Source organism: Dellaglioa carnosa (assembly GCF_026948345.1).
Classification (GTDB): Bacteria; Bacillota; Bacilli; order Lactobacillales; family Lactobacillaceae; genus Dellaglioa; species Dellaglioa algida.
In genome coordinates this window covers 110,180-132,872 of the sequence record NZ_JANXLI010000001.1, presented here as the reverse complement: position 1 = coordinate 132,872, position 22,693 = coordinate 110,180, and the positions used below count along the sequence as shown (strand labels likewise).

The following is a 22,693-nucleotide window of genomic DNA, read 5'->3' as shown; positions in this document are numbered from 1 at the left end:
TTTCACTCACCCTCTATCATCTCTTTGGCTGATTTGATTCCGTCATTGGCCTTATCTAGCTTTTTCTGAGTTAAATCTAGTTTATCATTTATATCTTTCTTCCATGACCCAATTTTGTATGAATCAGGTTTTTTTTGATAAGCAGCATCTTCTAATTTAACTTTTAAAATATCTTTATCTATTGTTTTTGATAAATATGTTTTGTATTCTTTAGCTTTTTTTAAGTCAATTGATTCTGGTTCCTTAACGCCTAATACGACCACTTTATCATTGGGTTCATATTGGGCTGAAAGACCAATTCCTGATAATTGGTTAACAGTCGATGGCTTTCCCCACTCACTATTATCCGCATTATTTTCTTTTGAAAAATGTTCCATCAAATCACGATATAAATTGACGTTTGTCATCGCAGAAGCGGCATCCGTGATATAATGTCCCTTTTTCATTGGTTCATCGTAACCCAGCCACATAGAAATAGATGTAGACTTGGTGAATCCGTTCATCCAGACATCCATATTCGCGGTTTCAGGGAATTTAGCTGCTGCTGAGTACCCGACAGTTCCGGTCTTCATTGCCTGATGAACACCACTTATTTTAGCATTTGGTGCTGTCCCACCAGCATTAGGGACACCTTCCATCATCGAAGTCAATATAAAAGCGGTTGAAGCTTTCATTGCACGCTTACCAACGACATCATATTTTTTAACACTGTTATCTGAAAATTTTAAACTAGTAACATAACGGGCAGCATGGTAAGTACCACCATTTGAAACGGCTCCATATGCTGTAGCCATTTGTTCAGTAGAAACATCAAGTCCGATAGCCTGCGATCCCGCCGGAGCGTTGCCCTGAGGCATACCAATCTGCGTTAAGAATTGGGCAGCCTTTGCACTACCAACAGTATCTAATGTCCTAATTGCCGGTGTATTTGCCGAAACCCGTAGCGCATTTTGCATTGTTATTGACTGATAACTAACATCATCAAAGTTTTGAGCCAGTAAATTAGTTCCACGATAAGCGTAAGCAGTTCCATCTAGAGCATGCGTTGTTGCCCACCCAAAATACTCAATTGCAGGACCGTAATCTAATAGTGGTTTAATTCCCGATCCTGACGAACGTTGAGTAGATATTGCCCGGTTATAACTAAAAGCTGTTTTTTGATGGCGCCCCCCATATTGGGCCACAACATTTCCCGTTTTAGGGTCGGTTATGGTAATAGCCGATTGTTCAGTTGAATCCTGATAATATTTTTCATTATCAGCTTGTTTTTTTACATAAGCATTTTGGCTCGAATCAAGTGCCGTATTGATTTGTAATGGCGTCTTCGTTAAATCATAGCCTTTATCATTCACCTGTTCTAATGCCGAAGTAATATATGCATTATTTTCAAGAATTTTTTTTGTGACAGAATTCTCCATCCAGTGACGTTTTTTTAAATCTTTAGTCACCGACTCCGCTACTGCCATTTTGTATTGAGATTTTGTAATAACCTTATTTTCTAAACCGGTCTTTAAAACGATATCTCGTCGTGCTCGAACTGCTTTGGGATTTGAATATAAATTATAGGTAGATGGCGCCTGACCCAATCCCGCAATAATTGCCTGCTGACTAACACTTAATTGTTTTAACGTTTTACCAAAATAAGTTTCTGAAATAGTTTGAGCCCCATAAGAACCTTCGCCTAAACTCATTTTATTTATATAAAATTCTAAAATTTGGTCCTTACTATAGTTGTGATACAACTGTTGTGCCAGGAAAAATTCTTTTATTTTCCGGTCCACGGTTCGGTCTTTATTGCTTGTTGAAAAAACAGTTAATTTAATTAATTGTTGTTCAATGCTTGATCCACCACGAGCTTCCCCCTTACCAACGGCTGATTTAACAGTTGAAAAAGCGGCATTAGCTAGACCGGATGGTGAAAATCCAGCATCTTTATAGAAGGTTTGATCCTCGGTCGATAATAAAAGGTCACTGTAGATTTTAGGAATATCCTTTGACTTCACATATACTCGTTTATTTAAAGCGGAAGACCAAATTAATTGACCGTCCTTGTCGTACATATTTGAGCTGGCATCTGAAATTAGTTCTTGGCTAGTAACCGTTGGAACTGACTTAATAACCGTGGCAACGTACAAACTAATCGTAGCTACTCCCAATAAAAGTAAAACACTACATATCGCGATACATCTAAAAATACGTGGGTGCTTGTATCGCCATTTTGTTTTCTTAACTTTTTCTTGTTTTCCCATTATGCCATCCCCACTTTTGTGGCGTGAGTCATTTGTTCTATGTATAAATTTAATTTTTCCCATTTGGATTCATTTTTAATAAACATGATATACCCCCAATAATCTAATCACTTACTATAATTTTAACGATGTAAAACATGATTTGCATGTTTCAACGTTTGCGTCAGTATGCTAATAACGTGTTGATCCTCAAGCCTGTAATAACTTGATTTTCCCACCTTGCGTACAGTAACCAACTGGTGTTGTTTAAACAGCTGTAATTGGTGTGAAACAATTGACTGTTCAATCCCTAACCTATCCTTGATTTGAGAAACTGTTAACTCTTTTTGCTCAAGTAGATACATAATCTGCATTCTAGTTGGGTTACTTAACAATTTAAATATTTTTTGAGCTTCGACCGCATCTTCTTTTGAAATAAGTATTAAGTCATCATTCAACAGCAAGTTCCCCCTTTTAAACGTATGTTAAATATAACATTCATATTCTCGGCATTCAAGCGCTATCATTATGTTTCAATTTAAAACTTGTGTAACCATTATCGTCTACGTTAAACTAGGGTAAGCAAATAATAGAAAGAAAGTTTGAGGTCACTATGAAAAATAAAAAAATAATCAGTTTAATCGCGATAATCGTCATCATTATTCTTGGAGGAATCGGTTTTTTCTTCTATCATCAAAGCGCAAAAACAACGAATGTTTCAGAAAGTGATTCATCTTCGAGCGTGGCATCAAATGTTGCGTTACCGCAACTCAGTTCGACAGTATCAAAAAAAGAAGCTGTTGTTGAGCTTCAAACGACAAAGGGTAATATTAAAATTAAATTATTCCCCGAATATGCACCGAGAGCCGTTAAAAATTTCTTGACTCACAGCCAAAAAGGATATTACAACAATACCCTCTTCCATCGTGTTATTAATGAATTCATGATTCAAGGCGGAGATCCTAAGGGAGATGGTACTGGTGGTGAAAGTATTTATGGTAAACCTTTCGGCACCGAAATTTCGAAAAGTCTCTACCATATTCGCGGTGCCTTAGCGATGGCCCAAACGTCTGAACCTAATTCAATTGGTAGTCAATTCTACATCGTTCAAAATAATGAAGACGTAAGTACAAGTGCTGATATTAAAGATGGAACGCCTTCAAAAATTTTAGATGCATATAAAAAAGGTGGAACACCTTCTCTAGATGGTACTTACACTGTCTTCGGTCAAGTTATCGAAGGAATGGACGTTGTTGATAAAATTGCCGCCGTTGAGGTCAACTCAGGCGATAAACCCACGACAGATGTTAAAGTTAAAACAATTAAGATCATTCAAGAAGCACGATAATCAATTCAAATTCTTAGCGTATTTCAAATTGACTATGGTATTATAAACGTAATTAAATTCAGGGAGGTTTTATAGATGTCAGATAAAGTATTAGTAGTTACAACAGAAAGTATCCCGGGTAAAGAATATGAAGTTATTGGTGAAGTTTTTGGTCTTACAACGCAATCTAAAAATGTGATTAAAAATATCGGTGCCAGCCTTAAAAACATTGTTGGTGGCGAAATTAAAGCGTACACGGAAATGATGGCAGAATCACGCGATACAGCTATTGACCGTCTACGAGAAAACGCGGCAAGTATGGGAGCAGATGCAGTCGTTATGATGCGTTTTGATTCCGGTTCTATTGGCCAAGATATGCAATCAGTTGCCGCATATGGTACCGCAGTTCGTTATATTAAATAAAAAAATTTAATCAAATAATATGAAGTAACCCTCAGAATTGGCGTAAATCCAATTCTGAGGGTTTTTATTATGGCTTCTAATGGTCTTTTAATGCCTCGTCTATTCATTTAATTTTTTAAAATGAAAAAAGACAACCCATTTTAAGAGTTGTCTTTTTTGTCTGTCATGTTGGATGGAGATGGCGGGAGTCGAACCCGCGTCCAAGCATATTGCCACTCAAACATCTACGTTCATAGTTATACTATTTGAATTTCACCAGCCGTAGCGCCGTATAACAGGGCTAACACGTCTGACTAACCTGATTAGTCTCTTTTAACTTCTCCAGGTGGAAGAAGTCAACGTAAGTCCACTTAATTTAGGACCCAGATCTAGCACATGGACGATACTAGGAGGATCTACGTTAAAGCGCTATTAAGCAGCTAAAGCGTAAGTATTACTATTATTTTTTGCAGTTATAATTTAACTGAGCGTTTTAACGAAGACGCAAACTTCGAAACGCAATCCAAGCTCAACCTATACCTGTCGAATCCTGAACATCCCCATAACAACTATAAAGATACCATATTTATCCAATAAAATAAAGACGAAAGCCGCTGACGTATTCTTTGACAATAAAATAACATTGCCCTATCGTAAGGTTAGTTATCAAAAAAGGAGTTTTAAAAATGAAAATTGGTATTATTGGAGCAACTGGGAAGCAAGGTCACACGACATTAAAAGAAGTATTATCTCGCGGACTAGACGTAACCGCCATTATTAGAAATAAGCATAAATTAACAGAAGAGGTCCCCTATATAGAAAAGGATCTTTTTGATCTCACCACTACCGATTTGGCGCCCTTCGATGTCGTTGTGGATGCTTTCAACGCACCTCTTGGCCAAGAAATCTTACATCAAACGTCTTTAGATCACTTAATCACTATTTTAGCTAACACGAAAAGTAAACTAATTGTTGTCGGTGGTGCCAGTAGCTTATTTATTGATTCCAAGAAAACAATGGTATTAGGAGATACACCAGGATTTCCTGAACCCGCCAAACCAACGGCTAAAAGTATGCGAAACGCCTTAACCGATCTTCGAAAAGTTACGAATTTTGATTGGGCTTACCTTTCGCCCGCCGCATTTTTCAACCCTAATGGTCATAAAACTGGCCATTATCAAATCGCCGGAGATATATTAACTAAAAATGAAAAAGGTGAAAGTGAAATAAGTTATACGGACTATGCCATCGCTTTAGTAGATGAAATTGAGTCAAACTCACATCATCAAGAACGTTTCAGTGTCGTTTCTAAATAAATTCAATTATCAGCTACTTTTAAGAAAAAGTGGCTTTTTTTGCGCAGAAAAATAAACGGCGACTGCCGCTTATCTTTACTTAATATTTACCCGCCAAAACATCATCAATTAAATCTAAAACACTATCATCTTGATTTGAACCAATTCGATGATCCGCCATTTTGGCTGCAGTCTCGGAAGCTTTAGCCATTGCGAAACTAAGCGGCGTGTATTCCAACATCTCTGCATCATTATCGTTATCTCCAACAGTTAGTACTTCGTCATCTTGTATATGCCAAAGTTCTTGCAAGGCATTCAATCCATTTCTTTTAGTGGCTTCTTTAACATTAATATCAATAAATCCAAAACCTGAAACTTTAGCAACCAAAGAATCATCAACATTTTCTTTCAACTCAACTGCAAATTTTTTATATTCGTCAAGTGGACCGTTAATTGTGACTTTAGAAATAATTTTATCAACCTTACTCAAATTTGGCACTTTAACAATATTTGGATAGTATAAATTAGCCATCTCAACAAATTTATCGGACTCACGTGCATCGATGTAGCCGCTCTGATCCGTCGACGCTAAAATACCATAACTAGGTGAGATTTTTTGGATATATGAAATTGTTTCTTCATACACGATTGGATCAATATTAAATGATCTAATATGCTCTTCCCCGTCGTAAATGACTGCGCCATTATCTGAAACATACCCAATATCACCAGAAATACGCTTAAAAATATCTTTAATTTTCATGACTTGGTTACCACTTGCAACTACAAAATGGATGCCCTTATTTTTCATTGCAACCATTTGACGATTAAATCTAACTTCATCAAACGTTTTGTCATCCCTCAAAAAAGTACCATCTAAATCAACTGCGATTATTTTAACTGTCAAAATATATTCCTCCACTTATGCTTTAATATATCTAGTATACCGCATCGGTAAGCGGATACAAAGAACTAAAAAAGTAGCACTTTTTCTCAAAGAGCGCTACTTTTAAAATTTGTGATTCAAAATATCATCAATGGTATCCAAAACGCTATCGTCTTGGTTCAACCCAATTATATGATTAGCCGATTGTCTCGCGAGTCGTGACCCAGTTGCCATCGAAAAACTGTTTGGCGTAAAGGCCAACATGTCTTGATCATTATCATTATCTCCAAACGTTGCGACCTCTTCGTCCAAAATATGCCAACGATTTTGAAGTAAATTAAGCCCATTTTTCTTTGTCGCATCTACAGAATTAATATCAATATAACCAAATCCGGATGCCTTTGCTTGTAGCTTGTGACTCATTTCGGCATTTAATTGCGCCGATATTTTTTCATAGATTGCTACTGGAAAATGGCCCGTTAACATTGAAATATCATGAGTAAGCACCTCTAGGCTCTCGACCCCAGTTACCCTTGGATAGTAGTCGGTTAAATCCTGAATGAATTCAGCCGGTTCACTTTTTTCATAAAATCCACCTTGGTTATTAACCGCTAATAAACCGGTCTCGGCAAATGTTTCTTTTAAATAGTTAACTGTTTCTCGATAAAGCTTATTATCAAATAGATATTCTTTCAACAATTCTTTCGCGTCTTGAATCACTGCCCCATTTTCAGCAACATAGCCTATCTTATCTTTAAATTCTTTAAAATACTCGGCGATTGCCAAAGTCGGATTGCCGCTTGCAACTACAAAATGAATATCTTGTTCTTGCATTCGTTCAAACTGACGTGTAAACCTTTCTTTGTCATACGATTTATCATCCCTTAAAAAGGTTCCGTCTAAATCTACCGCAATTAATTTAATCGTCATCTCTGCCACCTCTGACGTTATTATACATGATTTCTAAACATAACTATATTTTTCAAATGGTGTATCAAACCAATCATAGCGCATAATGATTCGCATCACGCGATTGACCGGAATCCATAATCCTGATCGAACGATGTCTTTCATTGTTTCCAAAAATAGGCTATCCCCCTGTGTGCTCACGGGTTGTTTAATTTTTATAATTTCTGAGTCTTCAGTTTTTACGGTAATGACATTGTCGTTTAACGCAATGACTTGTGCTGAAACGATATTATCACTTGTTGATACGTTATCTGGTGTATTTTTCATATTGTTAAACTTCCTTTCTGATATAAAGTTATCCTACCTCGTTTTTATGACTTATCTATGAAGATATTAGTAATAAACCATTAAAAAAAGCTTAACCAGTTCGATAACTGGCCAAGCTTTTTATTAATAAACGATAACAGGTTCATTTTGTGAGACATTTTCAAACAAGGTTACCATTGCTTCAGGTTTTGTATTCACACAACCACCAGATCCATCTTTAAGGTATGCAGATTTACTCCAGTTTGTTCTCCAACCAGCATCATGGAATCCAATCCCACTGTTTGTGAACTGAGCCCAATAATCAACTTTTACGGAATAATTTGCTTTCCCAACTTCACTACCTTTAAGTATTGATGGTGTCTGTTTATACATGATATACCAAACACCTTTAGTCGTGTCTTCACCGGTACTTTGTTTACCCGTAACAACATCTGTCGTCAAGACCACTTTACCATCTTTATGAATCCAAGCTTTTTGTTGTGCAATTGAAACTTCAGCATACGTATCGCCAATACCCTGATTTGTAGTTGTTGTATAACCAGTTCCATAAGTATTATAGCCAACACCATATTTATCATTTGTTGCATCAATTGTTGCAGTTCCATTTTTCAGTGCTGCTAAAATATGTGTCACTGAATCATTGGTTCCAAGTGCCCAACCGTATGATTGCCCACTAACTGAGACAGTTTCGCCAGTTGCAGTTTTAAAATCATATTTTTTATTTAAAGTCGCTTGCTTCTTATTAATCTCGTCGACTTTCTCAGAAATACCACTTGTATCAATGACATATTCTCCATCTTTAACAGTTGCCTTTTTTAGAATTTCTGACCCTTTTAACGTATAGTCTGTTGACTGAACTTTGTAGACAGTTTGACTAGCTGCAAGCGTATCTAATTTTTTAGTATCCGCCTTTATCACATCACTATCAGCTGATAAAGGTTGAAGCTCAGTTTCTTTTAATGTCGTAACACTGCTATAACTAGCCTTATCATAGGCGGCTAAAATTGCTTTAACATCATACTGATTCCCCTTCTTAGCAGGAATAACAGAGACCTTACCATCTTGCAAGACAGAGCTCGCATCAACAGCAACTGTTCTTGTTTTATTTAACTCAGTCAGTTTCGTTTTTAATTGTTCTTTCAGCTGCTTTCTAATCGTTGTATCCAATTCTTGTGGCACAATTGCATAGTTTTTCTTAACGTCTGAAGGAAGAATCGTACGTTGCTTCTTCATTAACGCCTTAATTGCTTCTGTATCTTTATCGGTAAAACCGGTAGTCGTATCTTTTGCGTCAACTATCTTCGCGCTACCAACATAAATTACATTTTTTGATGTTTCATTTTTTAATTTACTGATAACTTTATCGACGCTTAATCCACTCACATCCGTATTATTAATTTTAATTCCCTTATTAAAATGCGTGCTTTGATTGTAACTTGCGCCGCCAAGAATTCCCAAAACTAAAATACTACCAATACTAATACCAATTTTTAGTGACTTTTTCATGGTCTTTCACCTCATATATAAATTCATAAGTATCTTCCCAACAAAAATATCATACCGCACTCTGAATGTTGAATCAATTCTGTTGTCTTTTAGATTATACTCCTTATAACTTTTAAAATCCGTTAAATAATATTTGACAATAATCTGAGATTTATCTATACTACATTTATCAACTAACTCAGAAGGGAAATCAAAGCCTATGACTCATTTACAAGTAAAACTTAATAATCGTTGGCAAAGCCGGTTATTCAGATTGTAGTCTGTTCTTACAGATGCAGTCTGTCTATTCAGATTGTATCTGTATACCGGTTTGATTTCTATTAATCAAAACCCTCTGTATGGATATCAGTACATTCATACGGGGGATTTTGTCTTTTTAAGACGGTCCTCGAATCTGAGGACTGTCTTTTTTTACCAAAAAATAGAGGAGTACATTTAAAATGAAACGATTAATTGGAACTATTATTGCGCTATTTCTATTCTTAATGATTGCCTTTTTTTCAGCACTTCAACCAGTATCGTCAACTTCAAAAATGGTCCCTACTGTAGGGATTCTTCAACTAACCACTCATCCCGCGCTAGATGCAATCCATAAGGGCATTATTGCCGGATTAAAAACAGGTGGCTATACGCCCGGCAAAACAGTTCACATTGATTTTCAAAATGCCGAAGCCGACCAAAGCAATTTAAAATCTATGAGTGATAAATTCAACAACGAAAATGTTAATCTCATGATTGGTATCGCAACACCTTCTGCACAGTCTTTGGCAAATGTTACGAAAAAAACACCTATTATTTTGGGTGCAGTGACTGATCCTAAAGGCGCCGGTTTGGTCAGCAATAATCAAAAGCCCGGTAATAACATCACCGGCGTTTCTGATCAAGCACCAATCGATGCTCAACTGGCATTAATGAAACAATTAATGCCCGACATGAAAACGGTCGGTATTCTTTACACGTCGAGTGATGATTCGGCAACAAAACAGTATCAGCAATTCAAGACTGCAGCTCTTAATTCAGGTTTAAAAGTGAAATCTGCAACCGTCACGTCTACAAACGACGTTGATCAAGTGTCACAAACACTTGTATCGTCAGTTGATGCAGTCTACGTTCCGACGGATAATACTGTTGCATCAAGTATGCAAACACTCGTTAAGAACGCAACACAAGCTAAAATCCCTGTTTTTCCTGCCGTGGATACAATGGTTAAAAATGGTGGGCTCGCTACAATTAGTATTAACCAATACGACCTGGGCGTCGCCACAGGGAAAATGGCAGCAGATGTTCTTTCGGGTAAAAGTACCCCCGCAACGACGCCAATTAATTTTGTAAAAAAAGGTGATCTGGTTATTAATTTGAAAACAGCAAAAGCACTGAATATTACAATCCCACAAAAATTAATTGATCAAGCCAAAAGTAAAGGAGAATTAATCAAATGACAATTATTGTATCTGCTATCGGACAGGGTCTCCTCTGGGGTGTTTTAGGACTTGGCCTTTTCCTTTCATTTAGAATTTTAGATTTTCCTGATATGACTGTAGAAGGAACATTCCCAATGGGCGCTAGCGTCACAGTTATTTGTTTGGTTCATGGTATCAACCCTCTTTTAGCAACACTATTTGCATTTTTAGCAGGCACGCTTGCTGGACTCGCAACTGGTTTACTCTATACAAAAGGTAAAATACCTATTTTGTTAGCCGGAATTCTTGTTATGACAAGTTTATATTCCATTAACTTAAGAATATTAACAAAAGCAAATGTTAGTTTAATTGGTAAAGACACCATTTTTTCATCCCACTTTTTGGCCAGCTTACCTGCATCATTTGATTCCGTTGTACTAGGTATCATCCTAGTTGTTGTTAGTATTTGCCTGTTAGCTTTCTTTTTAAACACTGAATTGGGTCAAGCATTCATCGCAACAGGTGATAACGAAAAAATGGCTCGTTCGCTCGGTATTCAAACTGATCGTATGAAAATACTAGGCCTAATGGTTTCAAATGGTTTTATTGGCCTTGCCGGTGGTTTAATTGCCCAAAATAATGGGTATGCGGATATTAGTATGGGAATTGGGACCATTGTTATTGGCCTTGCCGCAATTATCATCGGTGAAGTTGTTTTCGGAAACCTATCGTTAACGGCTCGTTTGATTGCCGTCGTCATTGGCAGTATCTTCTACCGATTTGTCATCTTGATTGTCTTATCGTTAGGCTTTAACGCCAACGACTTAAAATTAATTTCTGCAATTATCTTAGCATTCTGCTTAATGTTGCCCACACTCAGAAAATCGCTACGACTTAATACATTATTTGAAGGAGGACGTACAAAATGACAGAACCCGTTTTTACACTTTCAGATATTGTCACAACAGTTAACACTGGTACTTCTGAAGAACAACAAATTCTGAAAAATTTAAATCTTACAATTAATAAAGGCGACTTTATTACTGTTATCGGTACAAACGGTGCCGGTAAATCAACTCTTTTCAATACTATTGCTGGTAATATTAAACCCGCAAGTGGCCAGATTCTGTTAGGAACTAAAAATATTACATCTGAAAACGATATTAAACGCACAAATTATATTAGCCGCGTTTTTCAAGATCCTAAAATGGGAACAGCACCTAGAATGACAGTTGCTGAAAATCTCTTATTAGCTTTAAATAGAGGTCGTCGCCGTAAATTCAAACCCCGTCATTTAAAACAACAAATGGCAAAATTTCAAAAATTAACTAAACAAATACCGAATGGGTTGTCAGAACATTTGAACACACCTGCCGGTAATTTATCAGGTGGACAACGCCAAACATTAAGTTTCTTAATGGCTACCTTAGTCCAACCTGACCTACTCTTATTAGATGAACATACGGCAGCCCTTGACCCTAAAACCAGTCAAGAGTTATTAAAACTAACTGCTAAAATTGTTGAACAAGAACAATTATCGTGCCTCATGATTACACATCATTTAGAAGATGCACTATCATATGGCAATCGAACTATCGTTTTAAACGATGGTCAAATTCAATCAGACTTATCAGGTGAGGCACGCGCTAACCTATCTACGACTGATTTACTAACATATTTTAATGATTTAGAATAGAAAAAAGTGTCACAACTAAATTTAGTTGTGACACTTTTTTCTATGATTGTATTTTCGCTTTCTTCGTCGCTAGTACAACAACTGCCAAAGCAAGTAAAATTAATAATGTCGAACCGATAAATAAACCATTGTATGATAAACGTTCAATTACGATACCACCCACTAATGGTCCTAAAGCTTTACCAATAGATGCGGCAATATTGATTGTTCCTTGTGCTTTACCTTCTTGACCTGGCTCAGCTAGCTCATTGATCCAAGCCGGGATAGCTGGAAAGGCAACCATCTCGCCTAATGTTAACAAGACCATTGAGAAGACAAAATGAGAAAAATCTTTCGCAAAAATAAGCGTTGTGAATGATAATGCGAATAATCCAATACCCATAATAATTTGTCTAAATAATGACTTCGCAATTGTCCGCGTTACAAGTGATACTAATGGTTGACCAAAAACAATCAGCCCCGCATTAATTGTCCATAATAAACTATATTGACTCAACGGAATATCTAACTTATCCATATAAATTGATAAGTTACTTTGCCATTGTTCATAACTTAACCAGATAACAAGGAATGTTATCCACATGGCACCAATAATCCAAACTTTCGGATTAACACCATTTGCTTTCTCTGATTTAGTTGGTTTAACCTTTTTACGTTTAGGATCAACTCGGTAAGCTAAAATAGCAATAATTAAAAATATTGAGTATAAAATTAAGGCCGAAACAAAGACCATTGTAATACTAACTTCTATTATGTAGCCAACTAGTAGTGTTCCAATAACAATCCCTAAATTCAATGCTAAGTAAAATAGATTAAAAACATATCGACTATCTTTTCTTCTAATAGTTGCCGCAAACGAATTTAAAACAGTTGCTACGACACCATTCCCTAATCCTAAGATAACTAGTAAAATGGGATATGCTGGCCATCCATGCATAAAGACTAACCCTAAAATGGATAACCAAGCGATAACAATTCCCACTAAAGTGGCATAGTAAGGTCGCCATTTATCAAACAAGTACCCGCCAGCATAGTTTCCAATAATTGTCGCAACTGAGTTGATTAATAATACGATTCCAGAAAATGTTAAACTTTTACCCAAGTAATTATGCATGTAAATTGTCGTTAACGGCCAAACGAAACTTGAGCCCGCACTACTGATTACTGAACCGATTAATAACCATGTTAATTTAATTTCTTTTGTCATTTTGTCCGAAAGCCCCCTTTTTAAGGTTACTTAATGTTTAATTCTTTTAAATACCTTTTATTTTTGTCACGATCAAATTCGTTTTCGGATTGTGCGATAATAACTGCTGCCAATGAGTTACCAACAACATTAACGGTTGTACGGCCCATATCTATGATTCTATCAACTCCGGCGATAAAAGCCAACCCCGAAGCTGGAACGCCAATAGTCGCAATCGTAGCCAGTAAGACGACGAATGACGCACCAGGTACACCGGCCATCCCTTTTGATGTAATCATTAGGACAACTAATAATGTAATTTGTTGACCAATTGAGAGATGAATATGGTAAGCCTGTGCTAAAAATAATGCCGCAATTGATTGATAAATTGCCGATCCATCAAGGTTGAATGTATATCCCGTTGGAATTACAAAGGACACAATACCCTTTTTAACACCAAAGTTTTCCATTTTTTCCATAATTTTAGGTAAGGCTGCCTCGGAACTTGCCGTTGAAAAAGCCAGTACCATTTCATCTTTAATTACTTTTAGTAATACAATTAAATTGATTTTAAATAATTTAGCAACAAGCCCCATTACTACAATAACAAAAAAGATCATTGTTAGATAGGTCACTATGATAAAAAATCCTAATGGTTTCAACGCTGAGACACCCAACTGAGCTATTGTAACACCGATTAAGGCAAAAACGCCAATTGGTGCTAACTTCATTACCCAATTTGTTACTTTAAACATAACTTCAGATACCGCGGTAAAGAAGTCAATAATCGGCTTGCCCTTTTCACCCAGCGTAGCCGTTCCAAGTCCAAATAAAACTGAGAAGAAAATGATTGGTAACATATCCCCTTCAACAAGTGACTTAAAAATATTGGTTGGGACAATATTCATTAAAATAGTGCTTAATCCAGTAGAAGTTGATTTTTCGGTTGTCACATATTGGCTAATATCTACTTTACTCAAAGCCGTAATATCGATAAATTGACCTGGTTTGGTTAAGTTACCCACAACTAGTCCTAATGCAATTGCAATCGTGGTCATAATTTCAAAGTAAATTAATGTTTTTCCACCGATTCTGCCTAGCTTGTGGATATCTCCCATATTGGCGATTCCAACAACTAAACACGACACGACAATCGGTAATACAATCATTTTAATCATATTAATAAAGATGGTCCCAAGCGGTTGAAGCGAATTAATAATGAGCTTATTCTGGTAGCCAAGAGCCCCAATAATAACACCTAAAATTAATCCAATTAATATTTGCCAACCAAGACTAACTCGGTATGCTTTGTAATATTTCAATTTAACCATCCTCACTATATTTTAATTTACTAATCATAATCTTATCACAAATACGAACTTTTTTGTCGTTTTTATAAAAAAAAAGAGCAAAAAACTAAATTATTAGTTTCTCCCCCTTTTATTATTCTGTTTTTAAAGATATTTATCTAATCACACTAACAGAACATTGTGCATTTTGCGCCATATAACTTGCTTGTGATCCAATGAACAACTTTTTAGATCCACTTGGTTTATTCGTTTTTGACCCACAAATTAAGATATCTGGTTTAAATTCTGGAATAATATGTTCTACAATTTCAGAACCAGGTCTACCAGCAGAAACAATTGCTTCAACATGTTCAACCCCAAAATCACGTGCTTTATCTACGTAACGTTCAATACTTTCTTCAAGTGAATGTCTTTTTTTCTTAATAACGTCCGGCGTCATGGAATCAAAAATATTCATATCGCTAGTCTCCAAAATAGAAACAATTCCTAATGGAATTTGTTGTAGTTTGGCCAAAGCTACCGCATAATTAAAAGCTAAGATTGATGATGCAGAATCGTCCTCATCTATGGCAACTAAAACACGTTTGAATGTCACAGGTGTTATCTCAAAATCCAATTTTTCTAATCTATTATTCATATCGTCACTCCTCACTTGTTATCTTGTCAATCCCATGAGTTACTTACGCCAATTACTAGGGCTCCAAAGTTGTCCCTCCATTGAACCATGCAAACTTTCAATCTCAACTGCTTGATCTTTTAACAGTGTAATCGTTGCCTCAATTAGTAATTTATTTTCTTTTGTTTCAATTTTTTTCAATTCGGTAATTGTCCATTCAACATTTCCATCCATTTTAATCACTCCTTTAGCTACCACAAACGTACCATAAATAGGTTAATAATTTGACTTTAATGCTCAATATTCTTTAATGCAATAACAACCTTTTCTAATTGTTCATCGCTCGCAGCGAAGCTTATTCTAAAGTACCCTTCCCCGAATTCAGTAAACGCACTACCTGGAATAACGGCCACTTTTTCTTGTATCGCAAGTTCCCGACAAAATTCTATGGACGTTAGCTTTAACTTCTCAGGTACTTGGACGAATAGGTAAAATGTTCCGTCAGGGTTAACTAAATTATAACCTATTTTTTTTAACAATGTAACCAGTCTGTCACGTCTTGTCTGATAAATATCTCTCATTGAAACACTATCCTGCTTACCATTTGTGACTGCTTCAAGCGCAGCTACCTGAGATAATGTCACCGCAGTTGTCACATGGTATTGATGAACTTTTTTCATGGCGGTAATTAATCGTTCTTCTGCCAATACAAACCCAATTCGCCAACCAGTCATAGCGTGTGATTTAGACAATCCCATTATTAAAATAGTCCCTTCAGGATATAAGCTAGCCATTGAAATATGAGGTTGATCATAGGTTAATTCACAATAGATTTCATCACTCATTACCCAGATACCGCTCATTTTCAGAATATCTTTAATGGCAGATAACTCTGCACGGTCGTACGAAACCCCAGTGGGATTGGTTGGATAATTAAAAATAAAACCTACGATCGATTTATCCTTATTTTGACCTAACGTTTCTTCAATGAGCGCTGCCGTGACTCTGAAATTTGTCGCACAAGTGTCCATAAATATGGGCTTAACGCCTTGCAATGCCATTAGTGGTAGATATGCCGGATAACACGGAACAGGTATCAGAACGTAATCTCCGGGTGCCGTTACCGTTTTAAGCGCCGTTGCAATTGCTTCGGTTGCGCCTACGGTTACCAAAACATTGGATGCCCCATAATTTAGTTCAAACTTTTCGTTATAGTACTCAGCGGTAGCTCGTCTTAATTCTGGATTACCCGCAGAGGCCTCATAGTGCGTTTGACCCTGGTCAAGCGCTTTTTTGGTCGCGTCCATAATATGCTGTGGTGTGACAAAATTAGGCTCTCCTAAGGTTAGCTTGCTAACACCATCTATTTTTGAAACCCATTCATCAAATTGACGAATGCCTGATAATTCTATCTGATCAACTGCCGAATTAATTTTGATCATTAAGACACCTTCTCCGAGTTAGAATAAGCCTTAATTATACACCAAAAAAATAACGATTTATAAAATTGATTATAAATCGCTATTTTAGTCTATCTAAACATTGTTTTTGTTGCTTTAGCTAGTACTTTCGGCATTTTTTCATAATGATGCATTGGCGTTAATTGTGTATCTGAAATTCCTAAGAACTTATACACAGCAACTTGTGCACAACGGAATGAATATTGTTCCGTAAAGACCATATCAAATGGCATTTCCGCAAATTGACTGATGAATGCTAAGTTTTTTGAATGTTCAGGTACAACATCTGGACGGTCGCCAATTGCACGACGATTAAATAATGAACTTGCGTAAGGCATGTAGACAGGGATAACATTAACCACACTATCCATAATCTCATCAGTATGGCGACTAATATTATCCGTTGCGGTATCCGTCTGAGCAAGATGTCCTAATAATTCTTCGAGCATTTCGCGACCTGTCATTTCAATAAATGGTTTCTGAACGAAATCACCTTTACGACGTGGGTACAAGCAGTAGCCCCAGAAAACAGTTTCATTTTCTTTTTGTGCGTGGAAATGAGGTTGATGATGAACAACAATTGACAACAAGTTATTACTATCAACCCAAGTATTTAATGCATTACCTGGTTCTTGTTGTGTAATTCGTGCGATTTCATTAACTGCAAAATGGTTATCAGTCGTAACCGTGAAACTCATCCATTCACTTTGTTGACGATCGTTAAAGAATTTATCCGGTTTACCTAAGCTGTAGAAATGTTCGGTTGCTTGTTTCCAAAGTTTAGCACTAGGTGCATATTCCATATTTTCAACAATTGGTGTATCAATATCACCCATTGAAGAGCTATCTGTAATTGATCCATTTGTATCGAAGACTAAATCACCATCATTAATAACAATCTCACCAATTTGGTTATCATTGTCGACTTCTTCATATTCAAGACCAGTAACGACAATATCGTCACGTAAGGCCGTATCTTTAAATTTAAATTCAGTTATCTTGCGGTTATCCACAAATGTTACGCCACGATCTGAAAGATATTTACGCATTGGTAAAATAATACTTTCATATTGGTTATATGGTGTTCTCGTAACGCCTTCCAACGTATTAATTCGGCTAAATTCTAGAATCATTCGATTCATGTATCGACGTAATTCCATTGCTGAACTTTCTTTTTTGAAGGCGAAAGTTGTTTGCCACATGTACCAGAAGTTCGTCGTAAACATATGTGGGCTATTTTCAAACCATTTTTCAATACTAATATCATTAATTTCTGATTCCTTTGATTCTGGCATCATCATTAATTTTGTTAATAACATACGATCACGCGTGTTAAATTGCATATGACGGTAATCATTCTTACCACCTTTATTTCGAATACCATCCATTTTATCAATCAAACGTGCAATATCGTGTGTTGGATGTGCATGGTCAAAATCTAATATTTCCTCTGTTACTGTTTTATCGGGATGATCCAGTGATGGTACTTCTCGAAGAACATCCCAGAGGTTTTCATAAGTTTCCTCATTCAGCATACGGCCGCCTTTTGCTAAGAAACCTTTTTGGTTACTTAAACTTTGATTACCATATTCAGAAATATAATCTTCAACTGCGGCACCATCATTGGCACCGTGCTTTTCTAGTCCAAACATCGTAATTTGGTCACCATGCCAACCGCCATCACGAATTAAATAAATACCTGCTGCTAAATTACCAACACCGGTTCCAATCATATATGCTTTTTGAGCCATAACTTTAGTCCTCCTTTAATTTTTCACCCTCGCGGATCATTTTAATGAGGTGTTCTAATCGATTTAACGTCTTATCAGGTGTTAAAAAATAAAATCGTTTTAATCCGGTTTGTTTAAAATCAATTAACCCGACGTCTTTTAATACTTTTAAATGGTGCGAGACTGCTGGTTGCGACAAAGACATACGATCTACTAGTTCAGACACGGTTAATTCTCGTTGATATCTTGATCCTAGTAAAATGATTAATCGCTGCCTTTTTTCATCAGCCAAGGCATTTAAAATATCCAAATTTGAAATAAATTCCTGTAATGCTTCAGATTGCCTTGGTTCTAGCTCTTCAGCTTCCATTCCCAACCATCTCCTTATATCTATCTTCATGGATATAATAACACCATATCAAAAATATAGCAACCGCTTTCAGTAAACGCTTTAAATAATTACTTTACCGTTACCGGTAATCTTGTTTTTAATTATCCCTACAAAAAAAGGCTTTCTACGTTAATAGAAAACCTGCTTACTTTACTCAATGCTGCTTACATCTGATCCATTGTTTCATTTAATAATTCGTCAACTTTATTATTACCTTCGTTATCCGCATGCCCCTTCGTCCATTCAAAATCAACATGTGTCAGAGCCGGTAGTAATTCGGCTACTTGTTGCCAAAGTTCAACGTTAAGCACGGTTTGACCATCCGCCTTTTTCCAACCTCGACGTTGCCATCCGGCCAACCATTTTTTTTCAATGGCATTCAAAACATATTTAGAATCTAAAATAAACACAATATGTTCTTCTCGCAATCCTAAATCAATTAATTTTTTTATAGCCTGTAAAAATGCCGTGATTTCCATATAATTATTTGTTTTACCTTTTTCACCATCCGTACCGGAAAATGTCTCACCTGGCGTCTTAATGTAAAAAGCCCAGGCAGCCGTGTCTTCATTTAAGACATGTCCACCTTTTACGTTACCATGATTTCTTGATCCGCCATCCGTCCAGACTTGAATTGAATCAGGTGTTAAAACGACCGGATTACGCGTGGTTTTAACACTTTTTTTACCACTAACGGACGTTGGCTTTGGTGCACCATCATCCATCCAATTTTGCGCCTCATCCCTAGTTTCAAATCCCTTATAGCGCGCACCGTCAAATCCGTTAACTAATTTAGCCACACCAGGCCATTTTGTGAAGATACCTGTCTTACGTCCCTTATATACCGCGTAGAAATTTTTTGCCATCTTAATCACTCCATTAGTCAGTTTTATTGATTCCTTTATTGTATTCTAAAACCCCACATAAATATATTTAAATAAAAGATTCTTTTAACAAAATACGCAAAAAAACCACCGTTACGATCAACGGTGGCCATCATTTATTTAACTAAATTATGCTTTTTTTGCTGCAGCTGCTGCGTCGTTAGCTTTGCTTTCTTTTAAGAAAGTAGCAAGTTCTTGTTGTTTACGACGACGGTTCTTTTTGTTTGGAGTGTTAACTGGACGACGATCGTTACCGACACCTGTATGGTTGTTTGATGACATTTCGCAATCCCCCTTTCTGACAATCTCTTAATTTTAAACTGTATTCAGAAATAATTCAAGTTAATCATTAATTTCTTACAATGGACTCAAAAAGTTAAGTTCATAAATAAAAAAAGATAATCGGCAGTAAGTCGATCATCCTCTATGAATACTGCTCAGGTAGGGATCGAACCTACGACATCTTGATTAACAGTCAAGCGTTCTACCGCTGAACTACTGAGCAATCATTTCATTTCTGTCTATACTATTTTATACCATAGATTAACCCATTTTGTAAAGAGATTTTTGGCATTCCTTACTCAATATGATTGTCCATCAATATGGCATCCAAGTCGCTCTGCGCTTCTTCAGTTCTGTACCACTCTTGATATTCCGTAAATGCTTCAATTGGCATTTCAAAATTTTCATTAATATACTTTTCATAATTGATAACGTGTGATGATCTAGGAATATTTAATTGTAAAATACGAACTTCCTTCAGAAAACCTCTTTGAACGGCAAGTTCAGCCCGACCATTTTGAACCATATTTGATAATTCAAAATATTTAGAGTCATCATTTCTGGTAATTTCTTCAATTAATGATAAAACTTCATGACTTTTCATATTAACTCCAACTTTCTACATTTATTCGCTTAACTTAAGTATAAACACATTCGTTCATAAGTACAATAAGCACAAAAAAAGCCACTACATCGCAATAGTGGCCAGCATAAGAGAGAAAGAGAATTGATAAAGGTAATTCATATACCTTACAAGATTAAGATAACATCAAATGTAAGCGTTGTCAATATATTTCTGAATTCATTTGCCTATTAAGTAAACTGATTTACGAATAAGCAAATTTCAACACAAAAAAACGTTAACGCATTTTCAGCGTTAACGTTCCACTTATTTATTTGTTTTAGATGGATGAATAAGGCTCGTTGGGTGTTCAATAATATGACTAATTGAGTGCCCTGATACATTGGCTAAACTAAAGAAGACAACTGCCAATAAAACAGCTACCGTTAACACTTTACTTGGTTTAGACATTTTTTCATTTAAAACGGAACCATAGAAATCCTTTTTTACTCTGTCAGTGATAACTTGCTTTGAAACGTCAGAATTTGCTTCTTCAGCACTTTGTTTATCAACTTGACTGACAAGATAGTCATCAATACTAAAGGCTTTTTGTGCCTCTTTTTGTTCTGACTGATAAGCCGTTTTTTCTTTCTTCGATAAACCTTTAAACCAATCGATATACTCTTTATATTTAGCCACAACGTCTTTAGTTTGGCCGACTTGTTTTAAATCGCCATATTGAATCCATGCAACACGGTCACATAGCATTTCAATCTGTTTTAAAGAATGACTAACAAAAATAATGGTTTTACCTTGATCTTTAAATTCATTAATTTTGTCGACACATTTTTGATAGAAAGTATCATCACCGACTGATAAAGCTTCATCAATAATTAAGATATCAGGATCAATATGCACGGCAATAGCAAAACCTAAACGAGATTTCATCCCACTCGAATAACTTTTAACGGGTTGGTAAACAAAATCACCAAGATCAGCAAAATTAATGATATCTTCTAAAATATCATCAATTTGTTTATTCGTTAAGCCTTGCATTAAGCCTTTTAAACGAATATTTTCTAATCCCGTTAACTGTCCTCTTAATCCGGCACCAATCGCAATAATTGACGTTTCACCACGGACATCCACGATACCTGTCGTTTGTGGGATAATGCCTGAAATAATATTTGACAATGTTGATTTACCAGAACCATTAACACCAATCAAACCGAGCGTTTCGCCGCTCATTACATCCATTGAAATTCCTTTTAATGACCAAAAATGAGGTACAGTCGTATTTTTAAAAGAAAAGAATGATTTAATATGTTCAGACTTTGTTTTAAATAAGTCATATTCTTTTGTGACATTTTTTACTCTAATTTTATAATCGACCATTTTTTTCAACTTCCTAAAAACGTATTTTCTTACAATTGTCATTATGTTACTAGACTTACTATCAACCGTCAAGCAAGCACAAAACACAAATAGAACCAATTCATTTATTTTAACGCTTTAAATGAATTAGTTCTACATATTAAATGTAACTTTATTTATTTTTTAATAAACTTGCTGCTGCTTCATCAACAATGACTGTAACATCATCATGATTTTGTAAGAAACTTGCAGGAACATCTTCTGTAACGGGACCTTCGATCATGCCTTTAATTGCTTCTGCTTTGCTTTCACCAAAGGCTTCGAGCAAAATTTTCTTTGATTTCATGATTGAACCAATACCCATTGAGTAAGCATAGTTAGGAACATCTGCTTCATTTTCAAAGAAACGTGCATTTGATTTAATTGTTGATTCTGTTAAATGAACTTTATGTGTCAAACTATCTCCGGCTGTTCCGGGTTCATTAAAACCGATGTGACCATTTTTACCAATACCCAAGATTTGTAAATCAATTGGGTTTTCTTCGATAATTTTGTCATAACGTTTTGTTTCTTTTTCTGCGTCTTCTTCAAGACCATTAGGTAAGTAAGATGTTTTAAATGGTTTTTTGCTGAAAAGATTCTCGTTCATAAAATAACGGTAACTTTGTGAATCCTTTTCGCCTAAACCTACGTATTCATCCAAGTTAACCGATGTTGCGTCAGTAAAATCTAAGTCGCTAGCTGTAATTGCGGCATAAGTTGTAAGTGGTGTACTCCCCGTAGCAAGTCCGAAAACTTTAGCATTTGCGTCTTTAGCAGCTTTAAAAACTTCGTAGCCTTTTTGGCCGCCTTCGTTTTGATCTTTAACAATAATTAATTTCATTTCATTGTCCTCTTTTCAATTGTTTATCGTCCTAATTGG

General features: G+C 36.1%; 24 protein-coding genes, 1 tRNA gene and 1 other RNA gene. 6 read left to right on the top strand and 20 right to left on the bottom strand.

What is annotated here, in order from left to right; genetic code table 11:
* Positions 1-2: 2 nt before the first annotated feature.
* The gene (locus N0K80_RS00625; protein WP_269023458.1) at positions 3-2,249 is read right to left on the bottom strand and encodes a transglycosylase domain-containing protein; all 2,247 of its coding nucleotides are present in this window, start codon (positions 2,247-2,249) and stop codon (positions 3-5) included.
* A 122-nt stretch (positions 2,250-2,371) separates the two neighbouring features.
* The gene (locus N0K80_RS00620) at positions 2,372-2,689 is read right to left on the bottom strand and encodes an ArsR/SmtB family transcription factor (RefSeq protein ID WP_407932676.1); all 318 of its coding nucleotides are present in this window, start codon (positions 2,687-2,689) and stop codon (positions 2,372-2,374) included.
* Between the two features lie 152 nt (positions 2,690-2,841).
* On the opposite strand from N0K80_RS00620, the gene N0K80_RS00615 reads away from it, so the two are divergent.
* Together N0K80_RS00615 and N0K80_RS00610 are read left to right on the top strand one after the other, a co-directional pair.
* Complete coding sequence (locus N0K80_RS00615; protein WP_269023457.1) at positions 2,842-3,576, top strand: peptidylprolyl isomerase; 735 nt, start codon at positions 2,842-2,844, stop codon at positions 3,574-3,576.
* A gap of 75 nt (positions 3,577-3,651) precedes the next feature.
* On the top strand, positions 3,652-3,978 hold the full coding sequence (locus N0K80_RS00610; protein ID WP_146342316.1) for a heavy metal-binding domain-containing protein: 327 nt from the start codon (positions 3,652-3,654) through the stop codon (positions 3,976-3,978).
* A 170-nt stretch (positions 3,979-4,148) separates the two neighbouring features.
* On the opposite strand, the gene ssrA is transcribed toward N0K80_RS00610, so the two are convergent.
* Positions 4,149-4,519, bottom strand: a transfer-messenger RNA (tmRNA) gene (ssrA, locus tag N0K80_RS00605).
* Between the two features lie 124 nt (positions 4,520-4,643).
* Between ssrA and N0K80_RS00600 the strand changes: the two genes are divergently transcribed.
* On the top strand, positions 4,644-5,273 hold the full coding sequence (locus N0K80_RS00600; RefSeq protein WP_269023456.1) for an NAD(P)-dependent oxidoreductase: 630 nt from the start codon (positions 4,644-4,646) through the stop codon (positions 5,271-5,273).
* Positions 5,274-5,352: 79 nt separating this feature from the next.
* Here the strand turns inward: N0K80_RS00600 and N0K80_RS00595 are convergent, their stop codons facing one another.
* The 4 genes from N0K80_RS00595 to N0K80_RS00580 form a co-directional block, all read right to left on the bottom strand.
* Positions 5,353-6,159: a Cof-type HAD-IIB family hydrolase gene (locus N0K80_RS00595; RefSeq protein WP_269023455.1), complete on the bottom strand. Its 807-nt coding sequence runs from the start codon at positions 6,157-6,159 to the stop codon at positions 5,353-5,355.
* A gap of 102 nt (positions 6,160-6,261) precedes the next feature.
* A complete protein-coding gene (locus tag N0K80_RS00590; RefSeq protein WP_269023454.1) occupies positions 6,262-7,068 on the bottom strand; it encodes a Cof-type HAD-IIB family hydrolase in 807 nt (268 codons plus the stop codon).
* Between the two features lie 33 nt (positions 7,069-7,101).
* Positions 7,102-7,374 carry a hypothetical protein gene (locus tag N0K80_RS00585; RefSeq protein ID WP_269023453.1) on the bottom strand — a complete coding sequence of 91 codons (273 nt, stop codon included), beginning with the start codon at positions 7,372-7,374 and terminating at the stop codon, positions 7,102-7,104.
* 123 nt (positions 7,375-7,497) lie between these two features.
* A complete protein-coding gene (locus tag N0K80_RS00580; protein ID WP_269023452.1) occupies positions 7,498-8,880 on the bottom strand; it encodes a L,D-transpeptidase family protein in 1,383 nt (460 codons plus the stop codon).
* Positions 8,881-9,320: 440 nt separating this feature from the next.
* Here N0K80_RS00580 and trpX point away from each other — a divergent pair, with 440 nt between their 5' ends.
* The 3 genes from trpX to N0K80_RS00565 are packed head-to-tail and all read left to right on the top strand — an operon-like array spanning position 9,321 to position 11,976.
* Positions 9,321-10,319: a tryptophan ABC transporter substrate-binding protein gene (trpX, locus tag N0K80_RS00575; RefSeq protein ID WP_269023451.1), complete on the top strand. Its 999-nt coding sequence runs from the start codon at positions 9,321-9,323 to the stop codon at positions 10,317-10,319.
* A complete protein-coding gene (locus N0K80_RS00570; protein ID WP_269023450.1) occupies positions 10,316-11,209 on the top strand; it encodes an ABC transporter permease in 894 nt (297 codons plus the stop codon). The genes trpX and N0K80_RS00570 overlap by 4 nt, the downstream gene beginning before the upstream one ends.
* The gene (locus tag N0K80_RS00565; protein WP_269023449.1) at positions 11,206-11,976 is read left to right on the top strand and encodes an ABC transporter ATP-binding protein; all 771 of its coding nucleotides are present in this window, start codon (positions 11,206-11,208) and stop codon (positions 11,974-11,976) included. Before N0K80_RS00570 ends, N0K80_RS00565 begins: the two co-directional genes overlap by 4 nt.
* 40 nt (positions 11,977-12,016) lie before the next feature.
* Here N0K80_RS00565 and N0K80_RS00560 read toward each other — a convergent pair whose 3' ends face one another.
* The 13 genes from N0K80_RS00560 to N0K80_RS00500 form a co-directional block, all read right to left on the bottom strand.
* Entirely contained in the window at positions 12,017-13,183 is a 1,167-nt protein-coding gene (locus N0K80_RS00560; protein WP_146342325.1) for an MDR family MFS transporter, read from the bottom strand.
* Positions 13,184-13,209: 26 nt separating this feature from the next.
* Positions 13,210-14,484 carry a cation:dicarboxylate symporter family transporter gene (locus tag N0K80_RS00555; RefSeq protein WP_269023448.1) on the bottom strand — a complete coding sequence of 425 codons (1,275 nt, stop codon included), beginning with the start codon at positions 14,482-14,484 and terminating at the stop codon, positions 13,210-13,212.
* Positions 14,485-14,626: 142 nt separating this feature from the next.
* Positions 14,627-15,109, bottom strand: coding sequence for a universal stress protein (locus N0K80_RS00550; RefSeq protein ID WP_146342327.1), 483 nt, complete (start codon positions 15,107-15,109; stop codon positions 14,627-14,629).
* Between the two features lie 39 nt (positions 15,110-15,148).
* On the bottom strand, positions 15,149-15,322 hold the full coding sequence (locus tag N0K80_RS00545) for a hypothetical protein (protein WP_169787605.1): 174 nt from the start codon (positions 15,320-15,322) through the stop codon (positions 15,149-15,151).
* A gap of 56 nt (positions 15,323-15,378) precedes the next feature.
* Entirely contained in the window at positions 15,379-16,530 is a 1,152-nt protein-coding gene (locus N0K80_RS00540) for an aminotransferase class I/II-fold pyridoxal phosphate-dependent enzyme (protein WP_269023447.1), read from the bottom strand.
* An 89-nt stretch (positions 16,531-16,619) separates the two neighbouring features.
* Entirely contained in the window at positions 16,620-18,299 is a 1,680-nt protein-coding gene (locus N0K80_RS00535) for an oleate hydratase (RefSeq protein WP_112250284.1), read from the bottom strand.
* Positions 18,300-18,303: 4 nt separating this feature from the next.
* Complete coding sequence (locus N0K80_RS00530) at positions 18,304-18,648, bottom strand: ArsR/SmtB family transcription factor (protein WP_057973751.1); 345 nt, start codon at positions 18,646-18,648, stop codon at positions 18,304-18,306.
* A 185-nt stretch (positions 18,649-18,833) separates the two neighbouring features.
* Complete coding sequence (locus N0K80_RS00525; RefSeq protein ID WP_269023446.1) at positions 18,834-19,535, bottom strand: ribonuclease H family protein; 702 nt, start codon at positions 19,533-19,535, stop codon at positions 18,834-18,836.
* 147 nt (positions 19,536-19,682) lie between these two features.
* Positions 19,683-19,835, bottom strand: coding sequence for a hypothetical protein (locus tag N0K80_RS00520; protein ID WP_169787604.1), 153 nt, complete (start codon positions 19,833-19,835; stop codon positions 19,683-19,685).
* 151 nt (positions 19,836-19,986) lie between these two features.
* Positions 19,987-20,058: transfer RNA gene (locus N0K80_RS00515), tRNA-Asn, on the bottom strand.
* Between the two features lie 72 nt (positions 20,059-20,130).
* Positions 20,131-20,439, bottom strand: coding sequence for a hypothetical protein (locus N0K80_RS00510; RefSeq protein ID WP_269023445.1), 309 nt, complete (start codon positions 20,437-20,439; stop codon positions 20,131-20,133).
* A gap of 285 nt (positions 20,440-20,724) precedes the next feature.
* On the bottom strand, positions 20,725-21,792 hold the full coding sequence (locus N0K80_RS00505; protein WP_269007608.1) for an ABC transporter ATP-binding protein: 1,068 nt from the start codon (positions 21,790-21,792) through the stop codon (positions 20,725-20,727).
* A 151-nt stretch (positions 21,793-21,943) separates the two neighbouring features.
* Complete coding sequence (locus tag N0K80_RS00500) at positions 21,944-22,654, bottom strand: glucosamine-6-phosphate deaminase (protein WP_269023444.1); 711 nt, start codon at positions 22,652-22,654, stop codon at positions 21,944-21,946.
* Positions 22,655-22,693: the final 39 nt, after the last annotated feature.